Origin of the sequence: Mesorhizobium sp. M1004, from assembly GCF_040318795.1 — a bacterium.
In the GTDB taxonomy this organism is placed as follows: domain Bacteria; phylum Pseudomonadota; class Alphaproteobacteria; order Rhizobiales; family Rhizobiaceae; genus Mesorhizobium.
Genome location: NZ_JAMYNB010000022.1, coordinates 1 through 21,507, shown reverse-complemented (window position 1 = coordinate 21,507; position 21,507 = coordinate 1). Strand labels below are relative to the sequence as shown.

General features: G+C 63.4%; 18 protein-coding genes and 1 pseudogene. 12 read left to right on the top strand and 7 right to left on the bottom strand.

Going from position 1 to position 21,507, the window contains the following annotated elements; genetic code table 11:
* Positions 1 to 33 precede the first annotated feature (33 nt).
* On the top strand, positions 34 to 411 hold the full coding sequence (locus tag NKH54_RS29675) for a hypothetical protein (protein ID WP_023684512.1): 378 nt from the start codon (positions 34 to 36) through the stop codon (positions 409 to 411).
* A gap of 49 nt (positions 412 to 460) precedes the next feature.
* Positions 461 to 2,422: an acetyl/propionyl/methylcrotonyl-CoA carboxylase subunit alpha gene (locus tag NKH54_RS29670; protein ID WP_352788137.1), complete on the top strand. Its 1,962-nt coding sequence runs from the start codon at positions 461 to 463 to the stop codon at positions 2,420 to 2,422.
* Positions 2,423 to 2,488: 66 nt separating this feature from the next.
* Here the strand turns inward: NKH54_RS29670 and NKH54_RS29665 are convergent, their stop codons facing one another.
* Together NKH54_RS29665 and NKH54_RS29660 are read right to left on the bottom strand one after the other, a co-directional pair.
* Positions 2,489 to 3,610, bottom strand: coding sequence for an ABC transporter substrate-binding protein (locus tag NKH54_RS29665; protein ID WP_023687260.1), 1,122 nt, complete (start codon positions 3,608 to 3,610; stop codon positions 2,489 to 2,491).
* A 386-nt stretch (positions 3,611 to 3,996) separates the two neighbouring features.
* Positions 3,997 to 4,263, bottom strand: coding sequence for an SEL1-like repeat protein (locus NKH54_RS29660; protein WP_006199745.1), 267 nt, complete (start codon positions 4,261 to 4,263; stop codon positions 3,997 to 3,999).
* A gap of 440 nt (positions 4,264 to 4,703) precedes the next feature.
* On the opposite strand from NKH54_RS29660, the gene NKH54_RS29655 reads away from it, so the two are divergent.
* The 5 genes from NKH54_RS29655 to NKH54_RS29635 all read left to right on the top strand — a co-directional run bounded on the left by NKH54_RS29655 (position 4,704) and on the right by NKH54_RS29635 (position 8,550).
* The gene (locus NKH54_RS29655; RefSeq protein ID WP_023687258.1) at positions 4,704 to 5,045 is read left to right on the top strand and encodes a DUF2147 domain-containing protein; all 342 of its coding nucleotides are present in this window, start codon (positions 4,704 to 4,706) and stop codon (positions 5,043 to 5,045) included.
* A 226-nt stretch (positions 5,046 to 5,271) separates the two neighbouring features.
* A complete protein-coding gene (locus tag NKH54_RS29650) occupies positions 5,272 to 5,424 on the top strand; it encodes a hypothetical protein (RefSeq protein ID WP_023670201.1) in 153 nt (50 codons plus the stop codon).
* A gap of 39 nt (positions 5,425 to 5,463) precedes the next feature.
* A complete protein-coding gene (locus tag NKH54_RS29645; RefSeq protein ID WP_023670200.1) occupies positions 5,464 to 5,658 on the top strand; it encodes a hypothetical protein in 195 nt (64 codons plus the stop codon).
* A gap of 277 nt (positions 5,659 to 5,935) precedes the next feature.
* Positions 5,936 to 7,396 (top strand): AMP nucleosidase, encoded by a 1,461-nt coding sequence (locus NKH54_RS29640; protein ID WP_023731828.1) that lies wholly within the window; start codon positions 5,936 to 5,938, stop codon positions 7,394 to 7,396.
* A 140-nt stretch (positions 7,397 to 7,536) separates the two neighbouring features.
* A complete protein-coding gene (locus tag NKH54_RS29635; protein ID WP_155924236.1) occupies positions 7,537 to 8,550 on the top strand; it encodes an endonuclease/exonuclease/phosphatase family protein in 1,014 nt (337 codons plus the stop codon).
* Positions 8,551 to 8,575: 25 nt separating this feature from the next.
* Here NKH54_RS29635 and NKH54_RS29630 read toward each other — a convergent pair whose 3' ends face one another.
* On the bottom strand, positions 8,576 to 9,322 hold the full coding sequence (locus NKH54_RS29630; protein ID WP_348625725.1) for a DUF922 domain-containing protein: 747 nt from the start codon (positions 9,320 to 9,322) through the stop codon (positions 8,576 to 8,578).
* Complete coding sequence (locus NKH54_RS29625) at positions 9,319 to 10,998, bottom strand: electron transfer flavoprotein-ubiquinone oxidoreductase (protein ID WP_353029522.1); 1,680 nt, start codon at positions 10,996 to 10,998, stop codon at positions 9,319 to 9,321. Before NKH54_RS29625 ends, NKH54_RS29630 begins: the two co-directional genes overlap by 4 nt.
* Before the next feature lie 302 nt (positions 10,999 to 11,300).
* Between NKH54_RS29625 and NKH54_RS29620 the strand changes: the two genes are divergently transcribed.
* From NKH54_RS29620 to NKH54_RS29610, 3 genes are all read left to right on the top strand, one after another.
* Positions 11,301 to 11,855, top strand: coding sequence for a hypothetical protein (locus NKH54_RS29620; RefSeq protein WP_032889263.1), 555 nt, complete (start codon positions 11,301 to 11,303; stop codon positions 11,853 to 11,855).
* A gap of 141 nt (positions 11,856 to 11,996) precedes the next feature.
* Entirely contained in the window at positions 11,997 to 12,875 is an 879-nt protein-coding gene (locus NKH54_RS29615; RefSeq protein WP_353029521.1) for a uracil-DNA glycosylase, read from the top strand.
* Between the two features lie 225 nt (positions 12,876 to 13,100).
* Positions 13,101 to 13,913, top strand: coding sequence for a helix-turn-helix domain-containing protein (locus tag NKH54_RS29610; RefSeq protein WP_353029520.1), 813 nt, complete (start codon positions 13,101 to 13,103; stop codon positions 13,911 to 13,913).
* An 18-nt stretch (positions 13,914 to 13,931) separates the two neighbouring features.
* Here NKH54_RS29610 and NKH54_RS29605 read toward each other — a convergent pair whose 3' ends face one another.
* Positions 13,932 to 14,834: a DMT family transporter gene (locus NKH54_RS29605; RefSeq protein ID WP_353029541.1), complete on the bottom strand. Its 903-nt coding sequence runs from the start codon at positions 14,832 to 14,834 to the stop codon at positions 13,932 to 13,934.
* A gap of 419 nt (positions 14,835 to 15,253) precedes the next feature.
* Here NKH54_RS29605 and pepN point away from each other — a divergent pair, with 419 nt between their 5' ends.
* Together pepN and NKH54_RS29595 are read left to right on the top strand one after the other, a co-directional pair.
* The gene (pepN, locus tag NKH54_RS29600) at positions 15,254 to 17,893 is read left to right on the top strand and encodes an aminopeptidase N (protein ID WP_353029519.1); all 2,640 of its coding nucleotides are present in this window, start codon (positions 15,254 to 15,256) and stop codon (positions 17,891 to 17,893) included.
* Positions 17,894 to 18,194: 301 nt separating this feature from the next.
* The gene (locus NKH54_RS29595) at positions 18,195 to 20,516 is read left to right on the top strand and encodes a PAS domain-containing sensor histidine kinase (RefSeq protein ID WP_023670189.1); all 2,322 of its coding nucleotides are present in this window, start codon (positions 18,195 to 18,197) and stop codon (positions 20,514 to 20,516) included.
* 103 nt (positions 20,517 to 20,619) lie between these two features.
* Here NKH54_RS29595 and NKH54_RS29590 read toward each other — a convergent pair whose 3' ends face one another.
* Both NKH54_RS29590 and NKH54_RS29585 read right to left on the bottom strand, forming a co-directional pair.
* On the bottom strand, positions 20,620 to 21,093 hold the full coding sequence (locus NKH54_RS29590) for an EF-hand domain-containing protein (protein WP_023705425.1): 474 nt from the start codon (positions 21,091 to 21,093) through the stop codon (positions 20,620 to 20,622).
* 65 nt (positions 21,094 to 21,158) lie between these two features.
* A pseudogene (locus NKH54_RS29585) lies at positions 21,159 to 21,507 on the bottom strand (hypothetical protein); the annotation flags it as partial.

Genomic DNA, 21,507 nt, shown 5'->3' with positions numbered 1-21,507 from the left:
CGGCTTGGGCATTTTTCAAATGGGCGGCGCAAGATGAAATCGACACGCATCAAACGAATTACTGTATCGATGCTTGCCGGCCTGCTCGTATTTACGGCACCCGGTATCGGGGCGGCTGGATCGCTGGCGGGCAGCAAGGGAGACACCCGATTCTGGCCTCCGTTGTCACTGAATCCAAAGGAGCCCTGCACGAAGTCGTACAACGCCTATGTCGCGGCGAGTGGCCACTCGGCCTACGCGACCACATTCTACTCCCGCGTCGACGATCTTTACATCATCTGCGGTGCGCGGCTGAACGCGCCATCTCAGAAGGCCGCGGAAGAGTTGGCGTTGCGAAGCTGTCAGGTTGGCCTGAAAAAGTGGAAGGTTCAGACCGCGAGCGGCGGCTGCAAAATCGCGGCTTCGAAATAGGCTCATTCCTGCTAGACCGGCGCCGCCCGAGACAAACCCGGGAGGCTCCATGTTCGCCAAGATCCTGATCGCCAATCGCGGCGAGATCGCCTGCCGGGTGATACGCACGGCCAGGAAGATGGGAGTGCGCACCGTTGCCGTCTATTCCGACGCGGACGCCAAGGCCCTGCATGTCGAAATGGCCGACGAGGCGGTGCATATCGGCGCTTCGCCCGTCGGTGAAAGCTATCTGCGCGGCGACAGGATTGTTGCGGCGGCGCTGGCGACCGGCGCGCAAGCAATCCACCCCGGCTACGGTTTTCTCTCGGAAAACCCTGATTTCGTCGACCAGGTGACAGCAGCAGGGCTCACATTCATCGGCCCGTCGGCCGCCTCGATCCGCGCCATGGGGCTGAAGGACGCGGCCAAGCGGCTGATGGAAAAGGCCGGCGTGCCGGTGGTGCCGGGCTATCATGGCGAGGCGCAGGAGATCGTGCTGCTGGCGTCCAAGGCGCGTGAGATCGGCTATCCCGTTCTGATCAAGGCGCGCGCCGGCGGTGGCGGCAAGGGCATGCGCCGGGTCGAACATCCCGACGATTTCTCCGAGGCGCTGTCGGGCGCACGGCGCGAGGCCAAGGCCGCGTTCGGCGACGACCGCGTGCTGGTCGAAAAATATGTCGACAAGCCGCGCCACATCGAGGTCCAGGTATTCGGCGACAATTTTGGCAATGCCGTGCATCTCTACGAGCGCGACTGCTCGGCGCAGCGCCGCCACCAGAAGGTGATCGAGGAAGCGCCGGCGCCCGGCATGACGCCGGCGCTGCGCGAGGCGATGACGGAAGCGGCGGTCAAGGCCGCCAAGGCGATCAGCTATTCCGGCGCCGGCACCATCGAATTCATCGTCGATGCCTCGCAAGGGCTGAAGGCCGACCGCTTCTGGTTCATGGAAATGAACACCCGCCTGCAGGTCGAGCATCCCGTCACCGAAATGGTCACCGGCACCGACCTGGTCGAGTGGCAGTTGCGGGTAGCCGCCGGCGAAAAGCTGCCGAAGACGCAGAGCGAAATCACGCTTTCCGGCCACGCCTTCGAGGCGCGCATCTATGCCGAGGACGCGGCGAAAGGGTTTCTGCCGGCGACCGGCACGCTGCATCACCTGGCGTTTCCCGACAACGCGCCCGAAGGCGCCAGCATGCGCATCGAGACCGGCGTGCGGGCCGGCGATGCCATCTCGCCCTTCTACGATCCGATGATCGCCAAGCTGGTCGTCCACGCCAAGGACAGGCAGGCGGCACTCGATGCGCTCGGCACTGCGTTGTCGCAGACCGAGATTGCCGGCTCGACCGTCAACACCGCCTTTCTCGCGGCACTTGCCGCGGACGCCGATTTTTCGGCCGGTGATGTCGATACCGGCCTGATCGGCAGGCATCAGGAAGCGCTGACCGCGGTCGCCCTGCCGCGCAGCGAGATCGTTGCCGCGGCGGCCCTTGCCGCGGCGGGCGCCGGTGCCTTGCCGCCGTCGAACGATCCGTGGTCGTCGCTTGCCGGCTATGCGCATTTCCACAGCGTTGCGCGCCGCACGCGCCTGCGCCATGGCGAGGACGATATACTGGCGCGTGTTTCAGTGCGGCCGGACGGGCGCTTCGAGGTGGCGCTGGACGCGCCCTATGACAGCGTCAATTCGCATGATCTTCGCGCCGCCCTTCGCCTTGCCCGCTGGCCAGGCCACGTCACCGTGTTCGAAGGCGCGGTCGGCTACAGTTTCCTCGTCCCGGATCCGCTGGCGCGAACCGACGAGGCGGCCGCCGCTTCGGGCAGCCTGCGCGCGCCGATGCCGGGCCTGGTCAAGCTGGTGCGCGCGGCAAAGGGCGAAAGGGTGATCAAGGGCCAGCCGCTACTGATCCTGGAAGCGATGAAGATGGAGCACACGATCGCGGCCAGCCATGACGGCGTGATCGCCGAGATCGCCACCGAGGGCGCGCAGGTCACCGACGGAACGGTGCTGGTGCGCTTCGTTGAAGAGGCTGCATAGCCGGCTGGAGGCTTGAATGAAAAATGGCCGGGACAAGCCCGGCCATTGCCATGAGTACGCGGCCGCTTACTGCGCGATCGGTGCGTATTTGCCGTCGTGCCACTGGTTGATGTCGTAGCTGGCGTTCTTCAGATCGCCCTTCTCGTCGAAGGTCACGTCGCCGACCACGGTGCTGAACGGCGTGCCGTTCTTCAGCGCTTCGGCTACCTTGACCGGATCGTCCGTTCCGGCGCGCTTGACGCCCTCTGCAAACGCCTGAACGACGGCGTAGGAGAACAGCGTAAAGCCTTCCGGCACGAAGCCGCCCGCCTTGATCTTGGCGATGGCCTCCTTGGCTTCCGGCTTGGCCTGCGGGTCCGACGGGAAGACGAACAGGGTGCCTTCACCGGCGGGGCCGGCGACCTGCCAGAATTCCGGCGAGGCGATCGAGTCCGGCATGATCAGCTGGAACTTGACGCTCTGCTCGGCCGACTGACGCAGGATAAGCCCGGCTTCCGGGTGATAGCCGCCGAAATAGACAACGTCGGCCTTGAGGTCCTTCAGCTTGGTGACGAGAGCCGAATAATCCTTCTCGCCGGCATTGATGCCTTCATAGTCGATCTCCTTGAGGCCACCGGCATTCATCGTCGCCTTCACGGCATCGGCAACGCCCTGACCGTAGGCGCTCTTGTCATGCAGGATAACGACATTCTTGCCGGCATATTTCTTGGCGATCCACGGGCCGATGAAGGCGCCCTGCGCGTCGTCACGCGTATAGAGACGCATGATCGTCGGCCAGCCGGCCTTGGCGGCGGCATCGGTCAGCTCGGGATTTGAAGAGGCCGGGCTCATCATCAGCGCGCCGGCCTCGGCGTAGACGGCGGAAGCCGGGATGCTCGAACCTGAACAGGCATGGCCGTCAATAAACTTGACGCTGTTGGCAACGATCCGGTTGGCCACCGAAACCGCCTGCTTGGGATCGCACTGGTCGTCCTCGATGTCGAGCTTGATCATCGAGCCGTTGACACCGCCGGCGGCGTTGATCGCATCGGCGGCTGCCGTTGCGCCCTGCTTGAACTGATCGCCGATCGTGGCGAGCTGTCCGGTCATCGGGCCGACCACCGAAATGGTGATGTCATCGGCAAAGGCAACCGGCGCGCTCATCATCAGGCCAAATACGGCCGCGCTCAAAATACCCGTTTTTTTCATGGTGATAGAACTCCTCCCACACTCGCGCAGCCGCTCTGGCCGCGCTTCTTTCCGAAGGCGGGACAATTTCATCCTTCATTGGGCCTGTCTAGGCGCATCGGCGCCGCTCGATTGGGCCTCATCAACGCAAAAAGCCACGCCAGCCTGTTCCGGCCGGTCGTGGCTTTTTGCTCGTAGCAGTCCCCATGCGCCCCCGCGCCACGAAAACCTGCCCGCCGTCCCCATTGTGCACGACTGGACCGTGCCGGCCTGCCGCGTTCTTGTTCTTTCATGGTCGGCCGTCTTGTCGCGGCCTTGTCGTTTCACCGGTTCCGACCGTCTTTGCGGTCTTGATCCCGGGGCTTCCCTGTTTTCGATAATCTGCCTGCGATAATCTGCTCGCGATCTCAGTGCATCGTCATCCATTCGCGGGCTTCGCGCAGCGCCTTGGCGATCTCGACCTTGGACATTGCGGCCGACAGTTCCGAGCGCAGTTCCGCGGCGCGGACCGAGCCCTTGATGGCGGCGATGTTGAACCATTTGTGGGCGGCAACGACATCGGTCTCGCAATCGCGGCCGGTCGCATACATCATGCCCAGTTCGAAAAGAATGTCGGCCTGGGCAGTTGCCCCCATGGCGCCGAAGCCGGCTTCAAGCATTTCAAAACGTGCCATTTTAGTCCCCTGTCTGGCTCCCGAGAGCGGGCCTCTTCTGTCCCCCGGTGTTCCCCGGGGAGCCGCTCTTTCGATGCTTCCGAGAATGAGGCCGAGCCTTGAATCCGTCGTTAAATGGCGTGCTTAATTTGGAGAAAACAAAGCTAAAACAAGAGGTAAACGCGGAAATTCGTTAAGGATACAAAGTCAGCAATCCCGCCGTTTTTCGATCGATTTGACGAAAATTTGCAAGACGCCGATCAACACTCTGCTAACCACGCAAACCAAAGCCAACGCCTCGATCGTTTCATTTTCACGGGCTGCGCTCTCCCGACCCCGCATGAAAATTGCGAAACCTTCCGTCGCGGCACCCGCTTTTGTTTTGCCGGGAGCTGGATTAGCTTACGTTTGCGTAAGGGGCAGAGAGGCGGCTGCCCCACCTAACACCAGGGAGGACAGATATGTTTCGCAAAGTGAGCTTGGCCCTGGCGGCCGCCGTGATGATGGCTGGTGCGGCTTGGGCCGATCCGATCGAAGGCAATTGGAAGACACAAGCCGGCGACACAGCAGTTATCGGCGGCAGCGGTTCATTCTCCATCACCCTGAAGACCGGCAAATATGCCGGGAAGACCATCGGTTCGCTCAAGGCGGCCGGGGCCAACAAATATGCCGGCAACATCACCGATCCGGCAAACGACAAGACCTATTCGGGCAAGGCAACACTGTCGGGCACCTCGCTCAAGATGAGCGGCTGCGTGCTCGGCGGGCTGATCTGCAAGAGCCAGACCTGGCACAAGCTCTGATCTTGCTGCTTTGAGTTGACCAACGGGGCCTTCACAGGCCCCGTTTTCTTTTGCAGGACGGTCCGCGCCATAGCGACGACCGTGCCGTTTGCGGCGGCGCAAACCCGAACCGATGCTCTCCCTAAAACATCGTCAATCACTTTGAACCGCAGATGAACGTCGGCATCAGCGCCGGTTCAGTCGCATCAGGGCATTTTGATGGCGTGTTCAAGGAGACACTCCGCAAATGCTCGCTCGCCGCTTCACCATCGTCTGCCTGTTGATGAGCCTGTTCGGGATGCTCTTCGCCATCCTCGTGGCCGAATCCGGCCGTCCGGCCCGTTCCTGGGATGCAGCCAGTTCCTGCCAATTCGATTGCATGAACCATTTTCGCCCCTGAGACGACAAAGACATAGATCCAAACAGAAAAGCAAAAGCCATGAACCGCATCGCCATCAACGCCCTCCAGACCCTTCGGCTCCTGCCGCGGGCGGCGCTCGTCCTGGTCGTGCTGTCGGCGCCGGTCCTGGCCATGCCAATGATGCGGGCCAATGCCGACACGACGATCGACGCGCCGGCGACGAAGAAGCATGGCGTCGGCTTTGTCTTGCTGGTCAGTCTGCAGCGCGGGTAAGGTGTGCCGGTATTAAGGTGATGCCGGCCTGCAAGTGGCGGCCTTGGTGCTCACATGCTTCGAGTACGCTCCGCTCCGGTTCTCGAAGCCAACCAGTTTGGTCGCTTCGCGCCCGTCCTCGACTCCGGCTCAGCCTTACCTGAATCTCAGCACACCTTGGGCGTGGACGAATAAATCGACCACTTGGCGGCCACCCTCCCCTCCCAAGTGCGGCCTCAAGTCTCTATATTGAGCCATGGAAAAGCGAATCTACCCACAAGCTATCGAATCGGTCGTCATGCCGGAGCCTTTCGGCAAGCAGAGCTTCGACGACGCCAAAAAGGCCGTGGCCGCCTTGCAGGTGCTCTACGACCGCAACACCAAGTTTCTGCGCGACTCCTTTGCCACGCTTGCCGCCGGCGGCGACGAAAGCAAGCGCTACCGCGCCTTCTACCCGGAGATCGGCGTCACCACCAATTCGTTCACCCAGATCGACTCGCGCCAGGCCTACGGCCACATGCCGACCCCCGGGCATTTCTCGACCACCATCACCCAGCCGGTGCTGTTCGAACGCTATCTCGTAGAGCAGCTTCGCCTGATCATGCGCAATCACGGCGTGCCGGTAACGGTTTCGGAATCGACCACGCCGATCCCGCTGCATTTCGCGTTCCTTGAAGGAACCCATGTCGATGGCGCCGCCGCCGACCGCATCAAACGGCCGATCCGCGACCTGTTCGACGTGCCGGATCTCGACGGCACCGACGACCAGATCGCCAACGGTACCTTCGAGGTCGCGTTCGGCGAACCAAGGCCGCTGGCGCCGTTCACGGCGCAGCGCATCGACTATTCGCTGCACCGCATGACGCACTACACGGCGACCAGCCCGCAGCATTTCCAGAACTTCGTGCTGTTCACCAACTACCAGTTCTACATCGACGAGTTCGTCGCCCGAGCGCGGGCCCAGATGGCTGAAGGCGGCCACGGCTATACCGAATTCGTCGAACCGGGCAATGTCATCACCAAGGCAGGGCAAAACGCGCCCAGCGAAGGCGTGGCGGCGCCGCGCCTGCCTCAGATGCCAGCCTATCATCTGAAGAAGCCGAACCATGGCGGCATCACCATGGTCAACATCGGCGTCGGCCCGTCCAACGCCAAGACGATCACCGACCATGTCGCGGTGCTGCGGCCACATGCATGGCTGATGCTCGGCCATTGCGCCGGCCTGCGCAACACTCAGGCGCTGGGCGACTATGTGCTGGCGCATGCCTATGTCCGGGAAGACCATGTGCTGGACGATGACCTGCCGGTGTGGGTGCCGATACCGCCGCTGGCCGAGATCCAGGTGGCGCTGCAGGAGGCGGTCGCCGAAGTCACCGGACTTTCCGGCTACGATCTCAAGCGCATCATGCGCACCGGCACCGTCGCCACCATCGACAACCGCAACTGGGAACTGCGCGACCAGCGCGGACCGGTGCAGCGGCTGTCGCAGTCGCGCGCCATCGCGCTCGATATGGAATCGGCCACGATCGCCGCCAATGGCTTCCGCTTCCGCGTGCCCTACGGCACGCTGCTTTGCGTCTCCGACAAGCCGCTGCATGGCGAGTTGAAGCTGCCCGGCATGGCGACCGAATTCTACAAGCGGCAAGTGGCGCAGCATCTGACCATCGGCATCAAGGCGATGGAGAAGCTGGCGGAAATGCCGATGGAACGGTTGCATTCGCGCAAGCTGAGAAGCTTTTCGGAGACGGCCTTTCAGTAGACCGGCTTGCCGTAAATGTTTGCCGCGAGGCGTTTCGTCATCTTGATTGGGCCGCATTTCAGCCGATAAAGGCCTGATACCTCGGCAATGTATTACCCGGTCTATGGGCAAAACCCGGTCTGATGGCACGCGTGCGAAAGATGATGGCTTCAATGGCGTTCCTGGCAATGCTCGGCCTCTCGGCCGCGCTTGTAGCCGGGTTCTTTGGCGCACTGCATCCGGCCTTCGATTCCTTCGCCCATTTCCGCATCCATTTTGCCGTGCTGATGGGGCTGATTGCGCTGCCGCTGCTCGCCACCTCGTTTCGCCTGCAGGCGGGCGTGGGCCTGCTGCTGGCCGTGGCCGCCTTCGCCAGCACGTTGAGCACCTTGCCGCGCCTGTGGCCGGTGCAGGCCGCCAATGACGCCGCGCCCGGCAACGAACCGGTCTACCGGCTGCTGCAGATGAACCTGCGTTTCAACAATCCGACACCCAAGAAGGTTCTTTCGCTGATCGCCAGGACCAACCCGGACGTGATCACGCTCGACGAAGTATCGGCCATGTGGGCGACCGAACTCGGCTATATCGAGAACGCCTATCCCTATCGCATCCTGTGCGCCCATCCCGAGGGCGTGTGGGGCGTGGCGCTTTTGTCCCGGCGACCCTTTGCGGCCGGCACCGAGCCGCATTGCGAACCGCGCGGCGCGATGGCGGCCGCCACCGTCGATTTCGGCGGCACTCCGGTCGATGTCGCGGCGATCCATTTGAGCTGGCCGTGGCCGAAGGAACAATACTGGCAGATCGGCGAGTTGACCGAGACGCTCACCTCGCTCGGCGAGACGGCGATCATGGCCGGCGACTGCAACGCCGTGCCGTGGAGCGCCGCGGTACGGCGCGTTGCCTCGCTCGGCGGACTGACCGTGATGCCGTCGGCCGGACCGACCTGGATCCACCGGACCCTGCCCGATTTCCTGCGGCGCTATGCGGGCCTGCCGATCGACCAGGTGTTTTCGAAGGGCGGGGTGACCATCCTGTCGTCGACGCAGATGGAAGAGACCGGCTCCGACCATCTGCCGGTGATGGTGGAATTTTCATTGATGCGCGACGAGACCAAGCCGGTCGACGAGGATTCTACCGCGACTGTGTCGCTGATCCAGCCCAGCATGGGCGGCTAGATCGTACGCCACGGGGCTTACGGTTTCACAAGCCTACCAAGGCCTCGATGATGCGCTCGACATGGCCGCCTTCACTGTGCTCGCGCGCGTCGAACGCGATCTGTTTTGCCTCATAGAGCTTGGAAGTGGCTTGCAAGCGCCGCGTGGCTTCGACGCGCGTTTTGTTGCATTGCGGATCGTTGGCAAATTTCAGGCCGCGAACCGACCGCTCGGCAGCCTGCATCATCTGCCCGGCGATACGGCCATGGGTTCCTTCATGAGCGAGAACGCCTGTGAAAAACCGGTTCCAGCGTTTGCGCAGCGCCGGCGTGACGGCCGAGGCGACGCGCGGGTAGGTGTAGGCGATGTTGAGCGTTCCATTGGCCTGGCGCAGGCGGCAGACGCCGTTGACCTGACCCACGTCCAGGCTCCAGTCGGCGGTGTAGCTTGTCTGCGCGATGGCGTGGGTCATGAAACCGTGCTTGGGGCCCCTGCGGTTCATGGCGATAACCAGACCGGCACCTGTCGTGCCGGTGATGTCATAGGTTCGCGTCTTGACGACGGTTTTCACCCCCGCCGACGCCGTCCCGACGACGCCGCAGGCCGCGCTTACGACGGCGACGCAAAACAAGACCACCACGCGCATGCCATTTTCCCCATGGACGCGGCAATGAGACCACAAGCAGACGACGGTTTCAACAATCTTTGGCGCCGAGCGCCTTACATGCCTTGGTAAACCCGGCCATCGCCGCCATTTTTGCTGGTTGAGACGGCCCCGGTCGGTGAGGCTCACATGCCCTGATAGACCGGGCCTTCGCCGCCTTGTGGCGGCACCCAGTTGATGTTCTGGTTGGGATCCTTGATGTCGCAGGTCTTGCAGTGCACGCAGTTCTGCGCGTTGATGACGAAGCGCACATCCTTGTCAGACGGATCGGCGGCGGCGTTGCCGTCCTTGTCGACCCATTCGTAAACACCGGCCGGGCAATAGCGGGTCGAAGGCCCGGCAAAGACATCATGCTCGGAACGCTTCTGCAACTCCACGTCGCCGACGATGAGATGCACCGGCTCGTTTTCCTCGTGATTGGTGTTGGACAGGAACACCGAGGACAGGCGGTCGAAGGTCAGCACGCCGTCCGCTTTGGGATAGGCGATCTTCTTGTGCTTGGCCGCGGGCTCAAGCGTGGCATAATCGGCCTTGCCATGTTTCAGCGTGCCGAAGGGCGAGAAGCCGAACAGCGTGTTCAGCCACATGTCGAGACCACCGAGGCCGACGCCGATAATGGTGCCGAAGCGCGACCAGAGCGGCTTGACGTTGCGGACCTTCTTCAAATCCTTGCCGATATCGGTCGCGCGCCAGGCGTCCTCATAAGACGACAGCTCGTCATTGGCGCGGCCGGAGCCGATCGCTTGCGCGACATGCTCGGCCGCCAGCATGCCGGACAGCACCGCATTGTGCGAACCCTTGATGCGCGGCACGTTGACGAAGCCCGCCGCACACCCCATCAGCGCGCCGCCGGGGAAGGAGAGTTTCGGCACCGACTGCCAGCCGCCTTCGGTAATGGCGCGCGCGCCATAGCCGATGCGCTTGGCGCCCTCGAAGGTGCGCGATATCGCCGGATGCGTCTTGAATCGTTGGAATTCCTCGAAGGGCGACAGCCAGGGGTTCTTGTAGTTGAGATGCAGGACGAAGCCGACCGCGACCTGGTTATCCTCGAGGTGGTAGAGGAAGGAGCCGCCGCCTGTCTTCAGGTCGAGCGGCCAGCCGAAGGAGTGCTGCACCAGGCCCGGCCGGTGGTTCTCGGGCTTGACCTGCCACAGCTCCTTGAGGCCGATGCCGTACTTGCCGGGCTCACGGCCGTCGGACAGTTTGTATTTTGCGATCAGCTGCTTGGACAGCGAACCGCGCGCGCCCTCGCCGATCAGCACGTATTTGCCCATCAGCGCCATGCCCGGCGCAAAGCCCGGGCCATGTGTGCCGTCTTTTTCGACGCCCATGTCGCCGGTGACGACGCCCGTGACCGCGCCGGCATCGTTGTAGACGAGGCTGGCGGCGGCAAAGCCCGGATAGATCTCCACGCCTAGCGCTTCAGCCTTGGTTGCCAGCCAGCGGCAGACATTGCCGAGCGAGACGATGTAGTTGCCGTGATTGTTCATCAGCGGCGGCATCAGTATATTGGGCAGACGGAACGAGCCGGCGGGGCCGAGCACCAGGAAATCGTCGGCCGTAACCGGCGTCTTGAAGGGGTGGCCATCTTCCTCGCGCCAGCCCGGCAACAGGCGGTCGATGCCTATGGGATCGACGACGGCGCCTGACAGAATGTGGGCACCAACCTCGCCGCCCTTTTCCAACACCACGACGGAAAGCTCGGGATTGACCTGCTTGAGACGGATCGCTGCGGCAAGGCCCGCCGGGCCGGCCCCGACGATGACCACGTCGAATTCCATGCTCTCGCGTTCGATCTCGCTCATCAACCCCTCCGCTCTGGCCAACCGTTTCCGGCATTTTGCTGGCTCCTGCGCTGCATAGCGCATCAATCCGCGACAGGAAACCGGCGCTGACGTGACAATGCCGATTTCGACAAAAAGTCGCGGATAACAACTCTGCCGCAAGCGTTTTGCGCGCGGCCGCGCTCAGCGTCCCATATTTTAATTGTTCGACGGCTCTCTTATCGGCCATACTTATTTCCATGCGCACGCCGTCCGGCTATTCATTGACGCGCTTCCCCCTTCCGCCCGGCCGGACCTGCCGAGCGATCCTTCTCGCCCTTTCAATGCTTACGCCGGTTCGCGCTCAGGCCGAGCCGGTGAAGGTGTGGGCGACCGGCGCCTATTCCTTTTCCGACGAGCTTGGCGGTTTCCACATCACCGGCGCCTCGGGCACCGGCACGAAGGAAGATCCGTTGGTCATCTCCGAGGAGCTGAATTCGTCGACGCCGGTGACGCTCACCATCCGCACCACCAAACCGATCCAGCCGTTCAGCACCAACGGCGAATTCGCCAACGGCATCCTGTACATGCGTATCGAGGTGCTCAACAACAGCGGCCAGGCCTGGGTCGAATTCCAGTTCGAGCTGCAGGAGATACTCAACCAGCCGAGCGTGTTCGGCGACGGCCTGTCCTTCGACCAGCGCAACAAGACGCCCGACAACATCCTGTCGAGCGCGTACGCCGATTTCGACCGCGATTTCGAACCCTATGACCGGCTCTTGTTCAAGAGTGGACAGATCGACCCGCTGAAGAGGGGACGCTTCCAGTTTCTGATCACCGACTACACGCCGCGCTGGACGTTCTATCTGGTGCAGGATCCGCGGATACCGACGGGGTAAGCGGCAGACGCCGTGAAAATCGCCACGAAATGCCCTTCGTGATTGGCGAAAGCCGACGAGCGCGTAATCTCCCTCCTTGAGGGGGAGATTACTAACCGCCCAACCTTGCAAATCGTCTCTCGGCGGACGAATGTGCCCGGCATGACTGCCGCCTCCCCCAACAACCGATCCGACCTGGCCGAGTTGCTCGCCTTCTACGCCTCTGCCGGTGTCGACGAAGCGTTGGAGGACGCGCCGGTGAACCGGTTTGCCGGGGCAGCACCGAAGCGCCCCGAGCGCACAACGGCGCCTGCCGCGCCGTCTCGCGAAAACAAGTTTCCGGAACAAGCCGCCGCCAGCCCCGGGCTGGACGCAAGCCGGGTGCCGGACGCGCCTGCGCGTTCCGTTCCGGCCATGGCGACGGTGCCCGACGAGGCACAGGCGGCCCTGGCCCGGCAGATGGCGGCAAGCGCCTCGACGCTCGACGAACTGCGCCAGCACATGGCGTCCTTCGATGGCTGCAACCTCAAATTCACCGCCAAGAACCTGGTCTTCGCCGACGGCAACCCGGAGGGTTCGGTGATGCTGGTCGGCGAGGCGCCCGGCCGCGACGAGGATATTGAGGGCCTGCCCTTCGTCGGCCGCTCCGGCCGGCTGCTCGACCGCATGCTGGCGGCGATCGGGCTTGACCGGACTTCGGTCTATATCGCCAATGTCATTCCCTGGCGGCCGCCCGGCAACCGCACGCCGACGCCGCACGAGACCGAAATCTGCCGTCCGTTCATCGAGCGGCAGATACAGCTGGTCAATCCCAAGGTGCTGGTCAATCTCGGTGGCCCTTCGGCCAAAACCCTGCTCAACACTACCGAGGGCATCCTGCGCCTGCGCGGCAATTGGCAGGTGCACACGACGGTGTCGGGCACTGCCATTCCGGCCATGCCGACGTTGCACCCGGCCTATCTCTTGCGGACGCCGGCGCACAAGAAACTGGCGTGGCGGGATTTTCTCGAGGTGAAAGCGAAGTTGCGAGAGGTGGGGTGAGGCGCGCCTCTTCCTTCCACCCTTGTGGGGGAAGGTGGATCGGCGCGCAGCGCCGAGACGGATGAGGGGTGTTCCAGCGGAGTGAGACGTTGGCGTTCCCTGGAACACCCCTCATCCGACCGAGCTTCGCTCGGCCACCTTCTCCCACAGGGGGAGAAGGGAGAACCGCGCCAATGACCTCAGAGGTAATTGAAATACCGCCCGCCCCGGCCTACTCATCCTCCCATGACAACAGCCCAAACCTCCGCCGGCAGCCTGATCCGCGAATGGCGCACGCGCCGGCGCATGAGCCAGCTTGATCTCGCAATGGAGGCTGAGATTTCCCAGCGTCATCTCTCCTTCGTCGAAAGCGGCCGCGCCGCGCCCTCGCGCGAGATGGTGCTGCATCTGGCCGAGCAGCTTGAGATTCCGCTGCGGCAGCGTAATCAGCTGTTGCTGGCTGCCGGCTTTGCCCCGAGCTTCAGCGATCGGCCACTCACAGATACGACGCTGGCGCCGGCGCTTGCCGCAGTCGAGAGCGTGCTCAAAGGGCATGAGCCGTTCCCCGCCCTCGCCGTCGACCGGCACTGGAACCTGATTTCCGCCAATGCCGCCATCGGCCCGTTTCTGGCCGATGTTGCCGAGCCGTCGCTGCTCCAGCCGCCGGTCAATGTGCTGCGCCTCAGCCTGCACCCGAACGGCATCGCACCGCGCATCGTCAATCTCGCGGAATGGCGGGCGCATCTGCTGGAGCGGCTGAAACACCAGAACGATGCCGCCGGCGATCCCGTCCTGGTCGAGCTGGAGCGCGAATTGCGAACCTATCCCTCCGGGCTCAAGGGCGCGCGGCCGGTGCCGGTCGAGCCCAACGGCATCGTCCATCCGCTGCGGCTGGCGCGTGGCGACCAGGTGCTGTCCTTCATCAGCACCATCACCGTCTTCGGCACGCCGCTTGACGTGACGCTGTCGGAACTGGCGATCGAGTCTTTCTTCCCGGCCGACGAGCAGACGCGAGCGGTGCTGGTGCGGCTGGCGAAGGAACGTGCGGAAGCTAGCTGAGCAACCCCGCGGACCTCCTCACCCCTGTGGTGGCGCTGCCTTGCGCGTTCGGGTGCGTTCCAGGCCGAGTTGGCGCTCGCGCCAGATGATGAACATGCCGGCGGCAACGACGATCACACCGCCGACGAGCGTGTTGATGGTGGCGATATCGCCAAAGGCGAAATAGCCGACGACCACGCCGAGGATCATCGAGGTGTATTCGAACGGCGCCACCACCGAAGCTTCGGCATGGCGGTACGCCGCCGTCATCAAAATCTGCGCCAGCCCGCCACAGAACCCTGCTGCGACCAGCAGACCGGCCGGCAGCGGCGTCAGCGCCTGCCAGCCGAAGGGCAGCGTAAGCAGCGCCATGACACTCGCCGTCGCCGAGAACCACAACACGATGGTCGCTGTTCGTTCAGTCTGGACAAGATTGCGCACGAGCAGGATGGCATTGGCGGAGATTGCTGCAGAAACAAGAGCAGCGATGACGCCCAGCACCTCTTGGTCGCCGAGCGCGACGCCCGACGTGAGCAGCGTCAGCTCCGGCCAGGAGATGATCAGCACGCCGACCAGACCGACCGCAACCGCGCTCCAGCGATAGACGCGAATGGCTTCGCCGAGGAATAGCGAGGAGAACACCACCACCAGCAAAGGCTGGGCATAGTTCAGCGTGATCGCTTCCGGCAGCGGCAGCCGGGTCAGCGCGAAGAAGCCGAGCCCCATGGCGCAAACGCCGACGACACCGCGCGCAATGTGGTTCAGCGGGCGTTTGGTGGCGAACGCCGTACCGAGTTTTCTCTTGAAGGCCAGGAAGACGATGATCGGGAAGATGGCGAAGAAGGAGCGGAAGAAGACGATCTGGCCGGCCGGCAAAGTGCCGGCGGCCTTGATGCAGGTTTGCATGCCGACAAAGACCGCCACCGACATGACCTTGAGCATGATCCCGGTGAGAACATTAGAGCGCCGCGCGTCGTCTTCGACGCGCAAAGGACGCTCTGACACTTTAAATCTGCGCATCGTGCTTTCCAAAAATCGACATCGATTTTTGGGCCGATGCGCGCCGGGATGATCGGACAGTTTCCCGCCCGCTTCGTCTCCAGGCCCGGCTTTCACTGTTTTGTTGCTTCCCGGATCTCCGCTGAGATGCGCGTCGAACGACGCGGTACACAGGCGCCCATGCCGAACTTCGATCTGACGACGGTCATCAAGGCCTCACGATGATGGCGGAAGGGGAACGCCCCGAAATAGGCATTGGCGCAGTTTTGTCGAGTGACCGTTTCGTGTAAAGAGCGCGCAACTTTAGATTAATGGGCCAGGACACGTCAGCGGCTCCGATAGCGACAGGGAAACCCAAGGGAATGCGAACCGATACCGGCCAGGTCTTCAAGCTCGAAGACTACCGCCCCAACGACTTTTCCATCCCGCAAACCGGCCTCACCTTCCGCCTTTCGCCAGACGCAACGCGTGTCACCGCAGTGCTGACGATCGAACGCCGCGATGGCGCCGCCGCCTCGACGTCGCTGGTGCTGGACGGCGACGGGCTGGTGCTCAAGCGCATAGCCATCGACGGTCGCGAGCTTGCCCCGGCCGAGTATCTCGCCACGCCGGACCAGCTGACCATTTTGAGGCCGCCGGCCCGTTTCCAGCTGCTGCTCGAGACCGAGATCGCGCCGGCCAGCAATGAGGCGCTGATGGGCCTCTACCGCTCCAGCAATGTCTATTGCACGCAATGCGAGGCCGAGGGCTTTCGCCGCATCACCTATTTCCTCGACCGCCCCGACATCCTGTCGGTCTATACCGTGCGTATCGAGGCGAGGCTAGACGAAGCGCCGCTGTTGCTTTCCAACGGCAATCCGGTCGAAAGCGGCGCGCTTGCCGACGGCTGGCACTTTGCAGTCTGGGACGACCCTTTCCCCAAGCCGTCCTATCTGTTTGCGCTCGTGGCCGGCAATCTCGGCAAGGTTGCGGACAGTTTCGTCACCATGTCCGGGCGCGAGGTCGAACTCGGCATCTATGTCGAGCCAGGCAAGGAGGGGCTTGCCGGCTACGCCATGGATGCGCTGAAGCGCTCGATGCAATGGGACGAGCAGGCCTTCGGCCGCGAATACGACCTCGACGTCTTCAACATCGTCGCCGTTTCCGACTTCAACATGGGGGCCATGGAGAACAAGGGCCTCAATATCTTCAACGACAAGTATGTGCTGGCCGACCGGGAAACCGCCACCGATGCCGATTTCGCCAATATCGAGGCGATCATCGCGCATGAGTATTTCCACAACTGGACCGGCAACAGGATCACCTGCCGCGACTGGTTCCAGCTCTGCCTCAAGGAAGGGCTGACGGTCTTTCGCGACCATGAATTCTCCGCCGACCAGCGCTCGCGCGCGGTCAAGCGCATCGCCGAAGTGCGCACGCTGAGGGCACACCAGTTCCCCGAGGACCAGGGACCGCTGGCGCATCCGGTGCGGCCGCGCCGCTACCGCGAGATCAACAATTTCTACACGGCGACCGTCTACGAAAAAGGCTCGGAAGTCGTGCGCATGATCCGCACTATCCTCGGGGCCGAGGCTTTCCGCGCCGGCATGGATCTCTATTTCGAGCGCCATGACGGCGAGGCCGCGACGATCGAGGACTTCCTGAAGGTGTTCGAGGACGTCTCCGGGCGCGACCTGTCGCAGTTCGCGCTCTGGTATCACCAGGCGGGCACGCCGAACCTGACCGTCAGTTCGACGCACAATCCGGCGACGCGCGAGTTTACGCTCGAGATCGAGCAGTCGGTGCCGCCGACACCGTCGGAGAGCCGCAAGCGCCTGATGCACATTCCGCTCGCCTTTGGCTTGGTCGGCGCCGGCGGCGAACCGGTCGCCTATGGCGGCGTCGAAGGCGCCACCGTCGAAGACGGTGTCATCCATATCCGCAAGCGCCGACATATGGTGCGCTTCTCAGGCGTCGCCGAGCGGCCGGCGGTGTCGCTCAATCGCGGCTTTTCGGCGCCGATCACACTTTCGGTCGAGCAGAAGGCCGACGACCAGTTCTTCCTCGCCGGCCATGACAGCGATGCCTTCGCGCGCTGGCAGGCGTTCAACACGCTGCTCACCGATGCGCTGATAGCGGCCTTCCGCCAGATCCTCGGCGGCGCGAAGCCGGCTTTCACCGCCAGGCTGACCGGACTTGCCGGCAAGATCGCCGGCGACGAGACCCTGGAACCTGCCTACCGGGCGCTGGCGCTGTCACTTCCGGGCGAGGCCGACATTGCCCGCGACATCGGCACGAACATCGATCCCGACGCCATCTTTGCCGCTCGCGAGGCGTTGGCGCTGGCAATGGCGCGCGCCAATCAGCAAACGTTCACCGACCTATACGGCCGCCTCGCCGACGACGGGCCGTTCAGCCCCGACGCGGCAAGTGCGGGACGCCGCGCGCTGCGCAACATCCTGCTCGACTACCTCTCGCTGCTGCCGAAAGGTGCTGCGCTCGCCGCCCGGCATTTCGAGGTCGCGACGAACATGACCGACCGCGCCGCAGCGCTGACCGTCCTTGCGCACCGCCATGACGGTTCGCCGGAGGCGATCAAGGCGCTGGCCGACTTCGAGGCGCGTTATGGCGCCGATCCGCTGGTCATGGACAAATGGTTCCAGATCCAGGCCAGCGTGCCGGGACCCCGGACAGTCGATACGGTACGCAAGCTGACTGGTCACGCAGCTTTCTCGATGGCCAATCCGAACCGGGTGCGCTCGCTGGTCGGCACATTTGCCAGCGCCAACCAGACCGGCTTCCACCGAGCCGATGGCCAAGGCTACCGGTTTTTTACCCAGACCGTACTCGAGGTTGAAAAACGCAATCCGCAGGTGGCGGCCAGGCTGGCGACAGCGCTGCGCTCGTGGCGCTCGCTGGAGCCGGGCAGGCAAGCTCAGGCCAGGGAAGCGCTGCTGGCGATCGCCGGTGCCGAGAACCTGTCGGCGGATTTGCGGGATATTGTGGAGCGAACGCTAGCCTGATCCCTCCCCTTGAGGGAACGGTGGACAGCCGCCGAAGGCGGATGGACGGGTGGGGTCGTTGCGGCAGTGCGCGACCTCGACCAACTTCGACCGTGAGAGTCGAGCGCTTCGCCAAGGACCCCACCCGGCCCTTCGGGCCACCCTCGCCTCAAGGAGGGATTTCAGCGTTATTTCAATCAATTTTTAATGTTTTTCGGCCGCGCCTCTGGACAAGGCGAATCACCTTTGATTCTTTACAGACGATTCGGACGTGCGGTGTTGCCGGATCGTCAAGCGTACGGAAATTCGGGGAGTGCCATTTATGGCCAAGGCGGACGCGTGGGGCGCGCCCGAAGGGACGGCTTTTGAGCGGCGCAAGGCGCGAGGCGACGGCCTCGCCGGCAATACGCGGCTCATCGCTGAACCAGCCTACCGGCGGCTCCTGGCTGCCGAACCCCTTCTGCGCCGTTCGATACCGGCTCTCATCATCATCTTCCTGATCGTCATCGCCGCACTGCGCGTGCTGTCACTGATGAACGAGCGCGACGAGGCCGAGCGCGACGGCAAGGCGGTGCTAGGTCTCGCCGCCGGCCAGATGGCGAACGCAATCTCGGCCGACCCGACCGCGGCATCCAGCGGTGCAATTGATCTTCTGGAAAGCACGAGCCGCCAGGGCGCCATGGGCAGAAGCCATGTGCTTGTGATCACCGACAGCGCCTTCAAGATCATTGCCGTGTCGCCGCTGTCGACCGGCTGGCAAGGGCGATCGCTGGACAGCCTGGTGCTGGACGGCCAGCCGCTGTTCATGTTCGGCGACCGCGCCGGGGTCATGGATGTCAGCATCGGCGGCCAGGACTGGTACGCGGCGGTGAGCCTGACCCGGGACCGCAAGAACGCCGCCGCCGTGCTGGTGCCGCAGGAAGCGGTGTTCGACAACTGGCGCAAGACCGTCTCGCTCAACGTCACGCTGTTTGTGCTGACAGCCGGCGTGCTGATCATCATCCTCTACGCCTATTTCGGCCAGGCATCGCGCGCCCAGACAGCCGACCGCATCTATCTCGAAGCCCATCAGCGCATCGACATGGCGCTGGTTCGCGGTCGCTGCGGCCTGTGGGACTGGGACATGGTGCGCGGCAAGATGTACTGGTCGCGCTCGATGTACGACATGCTGGGCTACGAGCCCTGCAACTCGATGCTGTCGTTCGGCGAGGTCGACGACATCATCCACCCCGAGGACGGCGACCTGTTCGAGCTGGCCAACAAAATCGTCGAGCGCGAGATCGACCATATCGACCAGGTGTTCCGGATGCGTCACGCCGACGGCCAGTGGGTGTGGATGCGCGCCAGGGCCCAGGTGATCGACCCGGAAGCGCCTGAGATCCAGCTGATCGGCATTGCCGTCGACGTCACCGAGCAGCGGCATCTGGCGCTGCGCTCGGAGGCGGCCGACCTGCGCCTGCGGACCGCGATCGAAAACATCAACGAATCCTTCGTGCTGTGGGATGCCGCCCAGCGCCTGATCATGTGCAATTCCAAATACCAGAAGGACAACGGCCTGTCGGACCGCGACGTCATGCCGGGCGCTGCGCGCGCCGTGCTTGAAGAGCGCATGCTGGCCTTCGCCTCTGAACGGCGGCTGGCCAACACCAACGGGCCGCAAGGGGGCGCAACCTTCGAGCGGCAGCTCTCCGACGGCCGCTGGCTGCAGGTCAACGAACTGAGGACCCGGGACGGCGGCACGGTCTCCGTCGGCTCCGACATCACCCAGATCAAGCTGCACCAGGAAAAGCTGGTCGACAGCGAGCGCCGGCTGATGGCGACCATCCACGACCTCAGCCTCGCCCGCCGGGCCGAGGAAGAGCGCGCCAAGGAACTGGTCGAGCTCAACCGCGAATATATGAAGGAAACCGAGCGCGCCGAGGCCGCCAATCGGGCCAAATCCGAATTCCTAGCCAACATGTCGCACGAGCTGCGCACGCCGCTCAACGCCATCATCGGGTTCTCCGAACTGATGGAACAAGGCCTGTTCGGGCCGCTCGGTTCGCCGCGCTACGAGGAATATGCCAACGACATCAACGGCAGCGGCAAATATCTGCTCGGCGTCATCAACGACATACTCGATATGTCGAAGATCGAAGCCGGCCAATTCTCGGTGGACCGCGAGGAAATCGATCTCTGCCCGCTGATCCGCGAGACGGTGCGGGTGATCTCGCTGCAGGCGGCGGAGAAATCGATCACGGTCGAAACCCGCATCGCCGATACGATGACGCTGTTCGCCGACCGCCGGGCGATCAAGCAGATCGCCATCAATCTGCTGTCGAATGCGGTGAAGTTCACCGGCCAGGGCGGCCATATCTCGGTGCGCGCCCGCAACACGTCAGGCGCGCTGGTGCTGACCATCGAGGACAATGGCTGCGGCATTCCGAAGGAGGCACTGAGCAAGCTTGGCCGCCCCTTCGAACAGGTGCAGAACCAGTTTTCGAAGAACCACGCCGGTTCCGGCCTCGGCCTTGCCATCTCGCGCTCGCTGGCCGAGTTGCAAGGAGGAGCGCTGAAAATCCGCTCGACCGAAGGCGTCGGCACGATCGTGTCGGTGCGCATCCCGGTGAAGAAGGCGCAACCGGCGGTGAAGGCGGCGGCCTGACGGCCCGCCAATGCGAGCGGTGCTCTCCGCTGCGTTCAAGGACTGGGTAGGCGCGGTCATGTAAGGGCTCCGGCGGCTTTCGCCGCCGGAGACATATCGCCATTCACTCCATGCTGTCGTCGCCGCCGTCCCATTGGTGGTGGCGGCCCATGCGGCCGTTCTTTGGTAGTTCGTTGCGCTCGATCTTGCCGTCATTGTTGCGGTCGAGCATGGCGAACACCTTTTTCTCACGCCCGGTGATGTCGTCCGTGGTCAGCGTGCCGTCGCCCTTGGTGTCGTAGCGGGCGACGATACGCTTTGCCATTTCCTCGAACCGCGCCTTTTCCAGCGCGTCGGCGAGCTGGGCAACGGTCAGCTTGCCGCCATTGTCGGCGACCAGCTTCTTCAGCCGCGCGTTCATGGCGTCGGAAAACTGGTCGAAGCTGATGGTGCCGTTGGAATCCTTCATCGCCTTGTCGAGGCGCATCATCGCGCCCTCGCGCATTCTGGCGCTGGCATTGTTCTCGGCATAGGCGGTGGTGCCAACGGCGCCGGCAAGCGCGACGAAGGCAAGGGCAAGTCCGGTTGTCTTTCTCATGGGTATTCTCCTGTTGCATCGTCACCCCCGATGCGATCCGAAACAGCCGCCAGCGCTTCACGCCCTCACAACCGTTTCGTACGAAGCAAAAGGTCAAAATCCTTTCTGACCTTTTGCGACGTCTCCTTGAGGTGTGCTTCCAGCACACCGAAATCCGGCAGGTCAGTCACCGCCAGAAGCAGATCCGACAGTCCCGGCGGAACGTCATCGCGTTCGAATGCGCCGGTGAGGCAAAGCCGCGTCATCTGGGTCAGCGCCAGATAGAGCTGGTAGGCTTCGCAAAGCTGCTGCCTGACGTCGGCCTCGGCCCAAAACCCCCCCCCCATGCCCCGGGTTTTGCCCGTGGGGGGGGCCCCGCGGGCCGCGTGGACCAGCCCCGGGTTAAACCCCCCCCGCCGCGGGAAATAGCAGGGG

Excerpts from the sequence above, each read along its gene's own strand:
- NKH54_RS29655 (WP_023687258.1), top strand. The coding sequence starts at position 4,704 with ATGTTTCGCAAAGTGAGCTTGGCCCTGGCGGCCGCCGTGATGATGGCT.
- NKH54_RS29620 (WP_032889263.1), top strand. The coding sequence starts at position 11,301 with ATGCTTACGCCGGTTCGCGCTCAGGCCGAGCCGGTGAAGGTGTGGGCG.
- NKH54_RS29645 (WP_023670200.1), top strand. The coding sequence starts at position 5,464 with ATGAACCGCATCGCCATCAACGCCCTCCAGACCCTTCGGCTCCTGCCG.
- NKH54_RS29605 (WP_353029541.1), bottom strand. The coding sequence starts at position 14,834 with ATGCTCAAGGTCATGTCGGTGGCGGTCTTTGTCGGCATGCAAACCTGC.
- NKH54_RS29635 (WP_155924236.1), top strand. The coding sequence starts at position 7,537 with ATGATGGCTTCAATGGCGTTCCTGGCAATGCTCGGCCTCTCGGCCGCG.
- NKH54_RS29650 (WP_023670201.1), top strand. The coding sequence starts at position 5,272 with ATGCTCGCTCGCCGCTTCACCATCGTCTGCCTGTTGATGAGCCTGTTC.
- NKH54_RS29625 (WP_353029522.1), bottom strand. The coding sequence starts at position 10,998 with ATGAGCGAGATCGAACGCGAGAGCATGGAATTCGACGTGGTCATCGTC.
- NKH54_RS29665 (WP_023687260.1), bottom strand. The coding sequence starts at position 3,610 with ATGAAAAAAACGGGTATTTTGAGCGCGGCCGTATTTGGCCTGATGATG.
- NKH54_RS29675 (WP_023684512.1), top strand. The coding sequence starts at position 34 with ATGAAATCGACACGCATCAAACGAATTACTGTATCGATGCTTGCCGGC.
- NKH54_RS29640 (WP_023731828.1), top strand. The coding sequence starts at position 5,936 with ATGCCGGAGCCTTTCGGCAAGCAGAGCTTCGACGACGCCAAAAAGGCC.
- NKH54_RS29595 (WP_023670189.1), top strand. The coding sequence starts at position 18,195 with ATGGCCAAGGCGGACGCGTGGGGCGCGCCCGAAGGGACGGCTTTTGAG.
- NKH54_RS29660 (WP_006199745.1), bottom strand. The coding sequence starts at position 4,263 with ATGGCACGTTTTGAAATGCTTGAAGCCGGCTTCGGCGCCATGGGGGCA.
- NKH54_RS29590 (WP_023705425.1), bottom strand. The coding sequence starts at position 21,093 with ATGAGAAAGACAACCGGACTTGCCCTTGCCTTCGTCGCGCTTGCCGGC.
- pepN (WP_353029519.1), top strand. The coding sequence starts at position 15,254 with ATGCGAACCGATACCGGCCAGGTCTTCAAGCTCGAAGACTACCGCCCC.
- NKH54_RS29610 (WP_353029520.1), top strand. The coding sequence starts at position 13,101 with ATGACAACAGCCCAAACCTCCGCCGGCAGCCTGATCCGCGAATGGCGC.
- NKH54_RS29615 (WP_353029521.1), top strand. The coding sequence starts at position 11,997 with ATGACTGCCGCCTCCCCCAACAACCGATCCGACCTGGCCGAGTTGCTC.
- NKH54_RS29670 (WP_352788137.1), top strand. The coding sequence starts at position 461 with ATGTTCGCCAAGATCCTGATCGCCAATCGCGGCGAGATCGCCTGCCGG.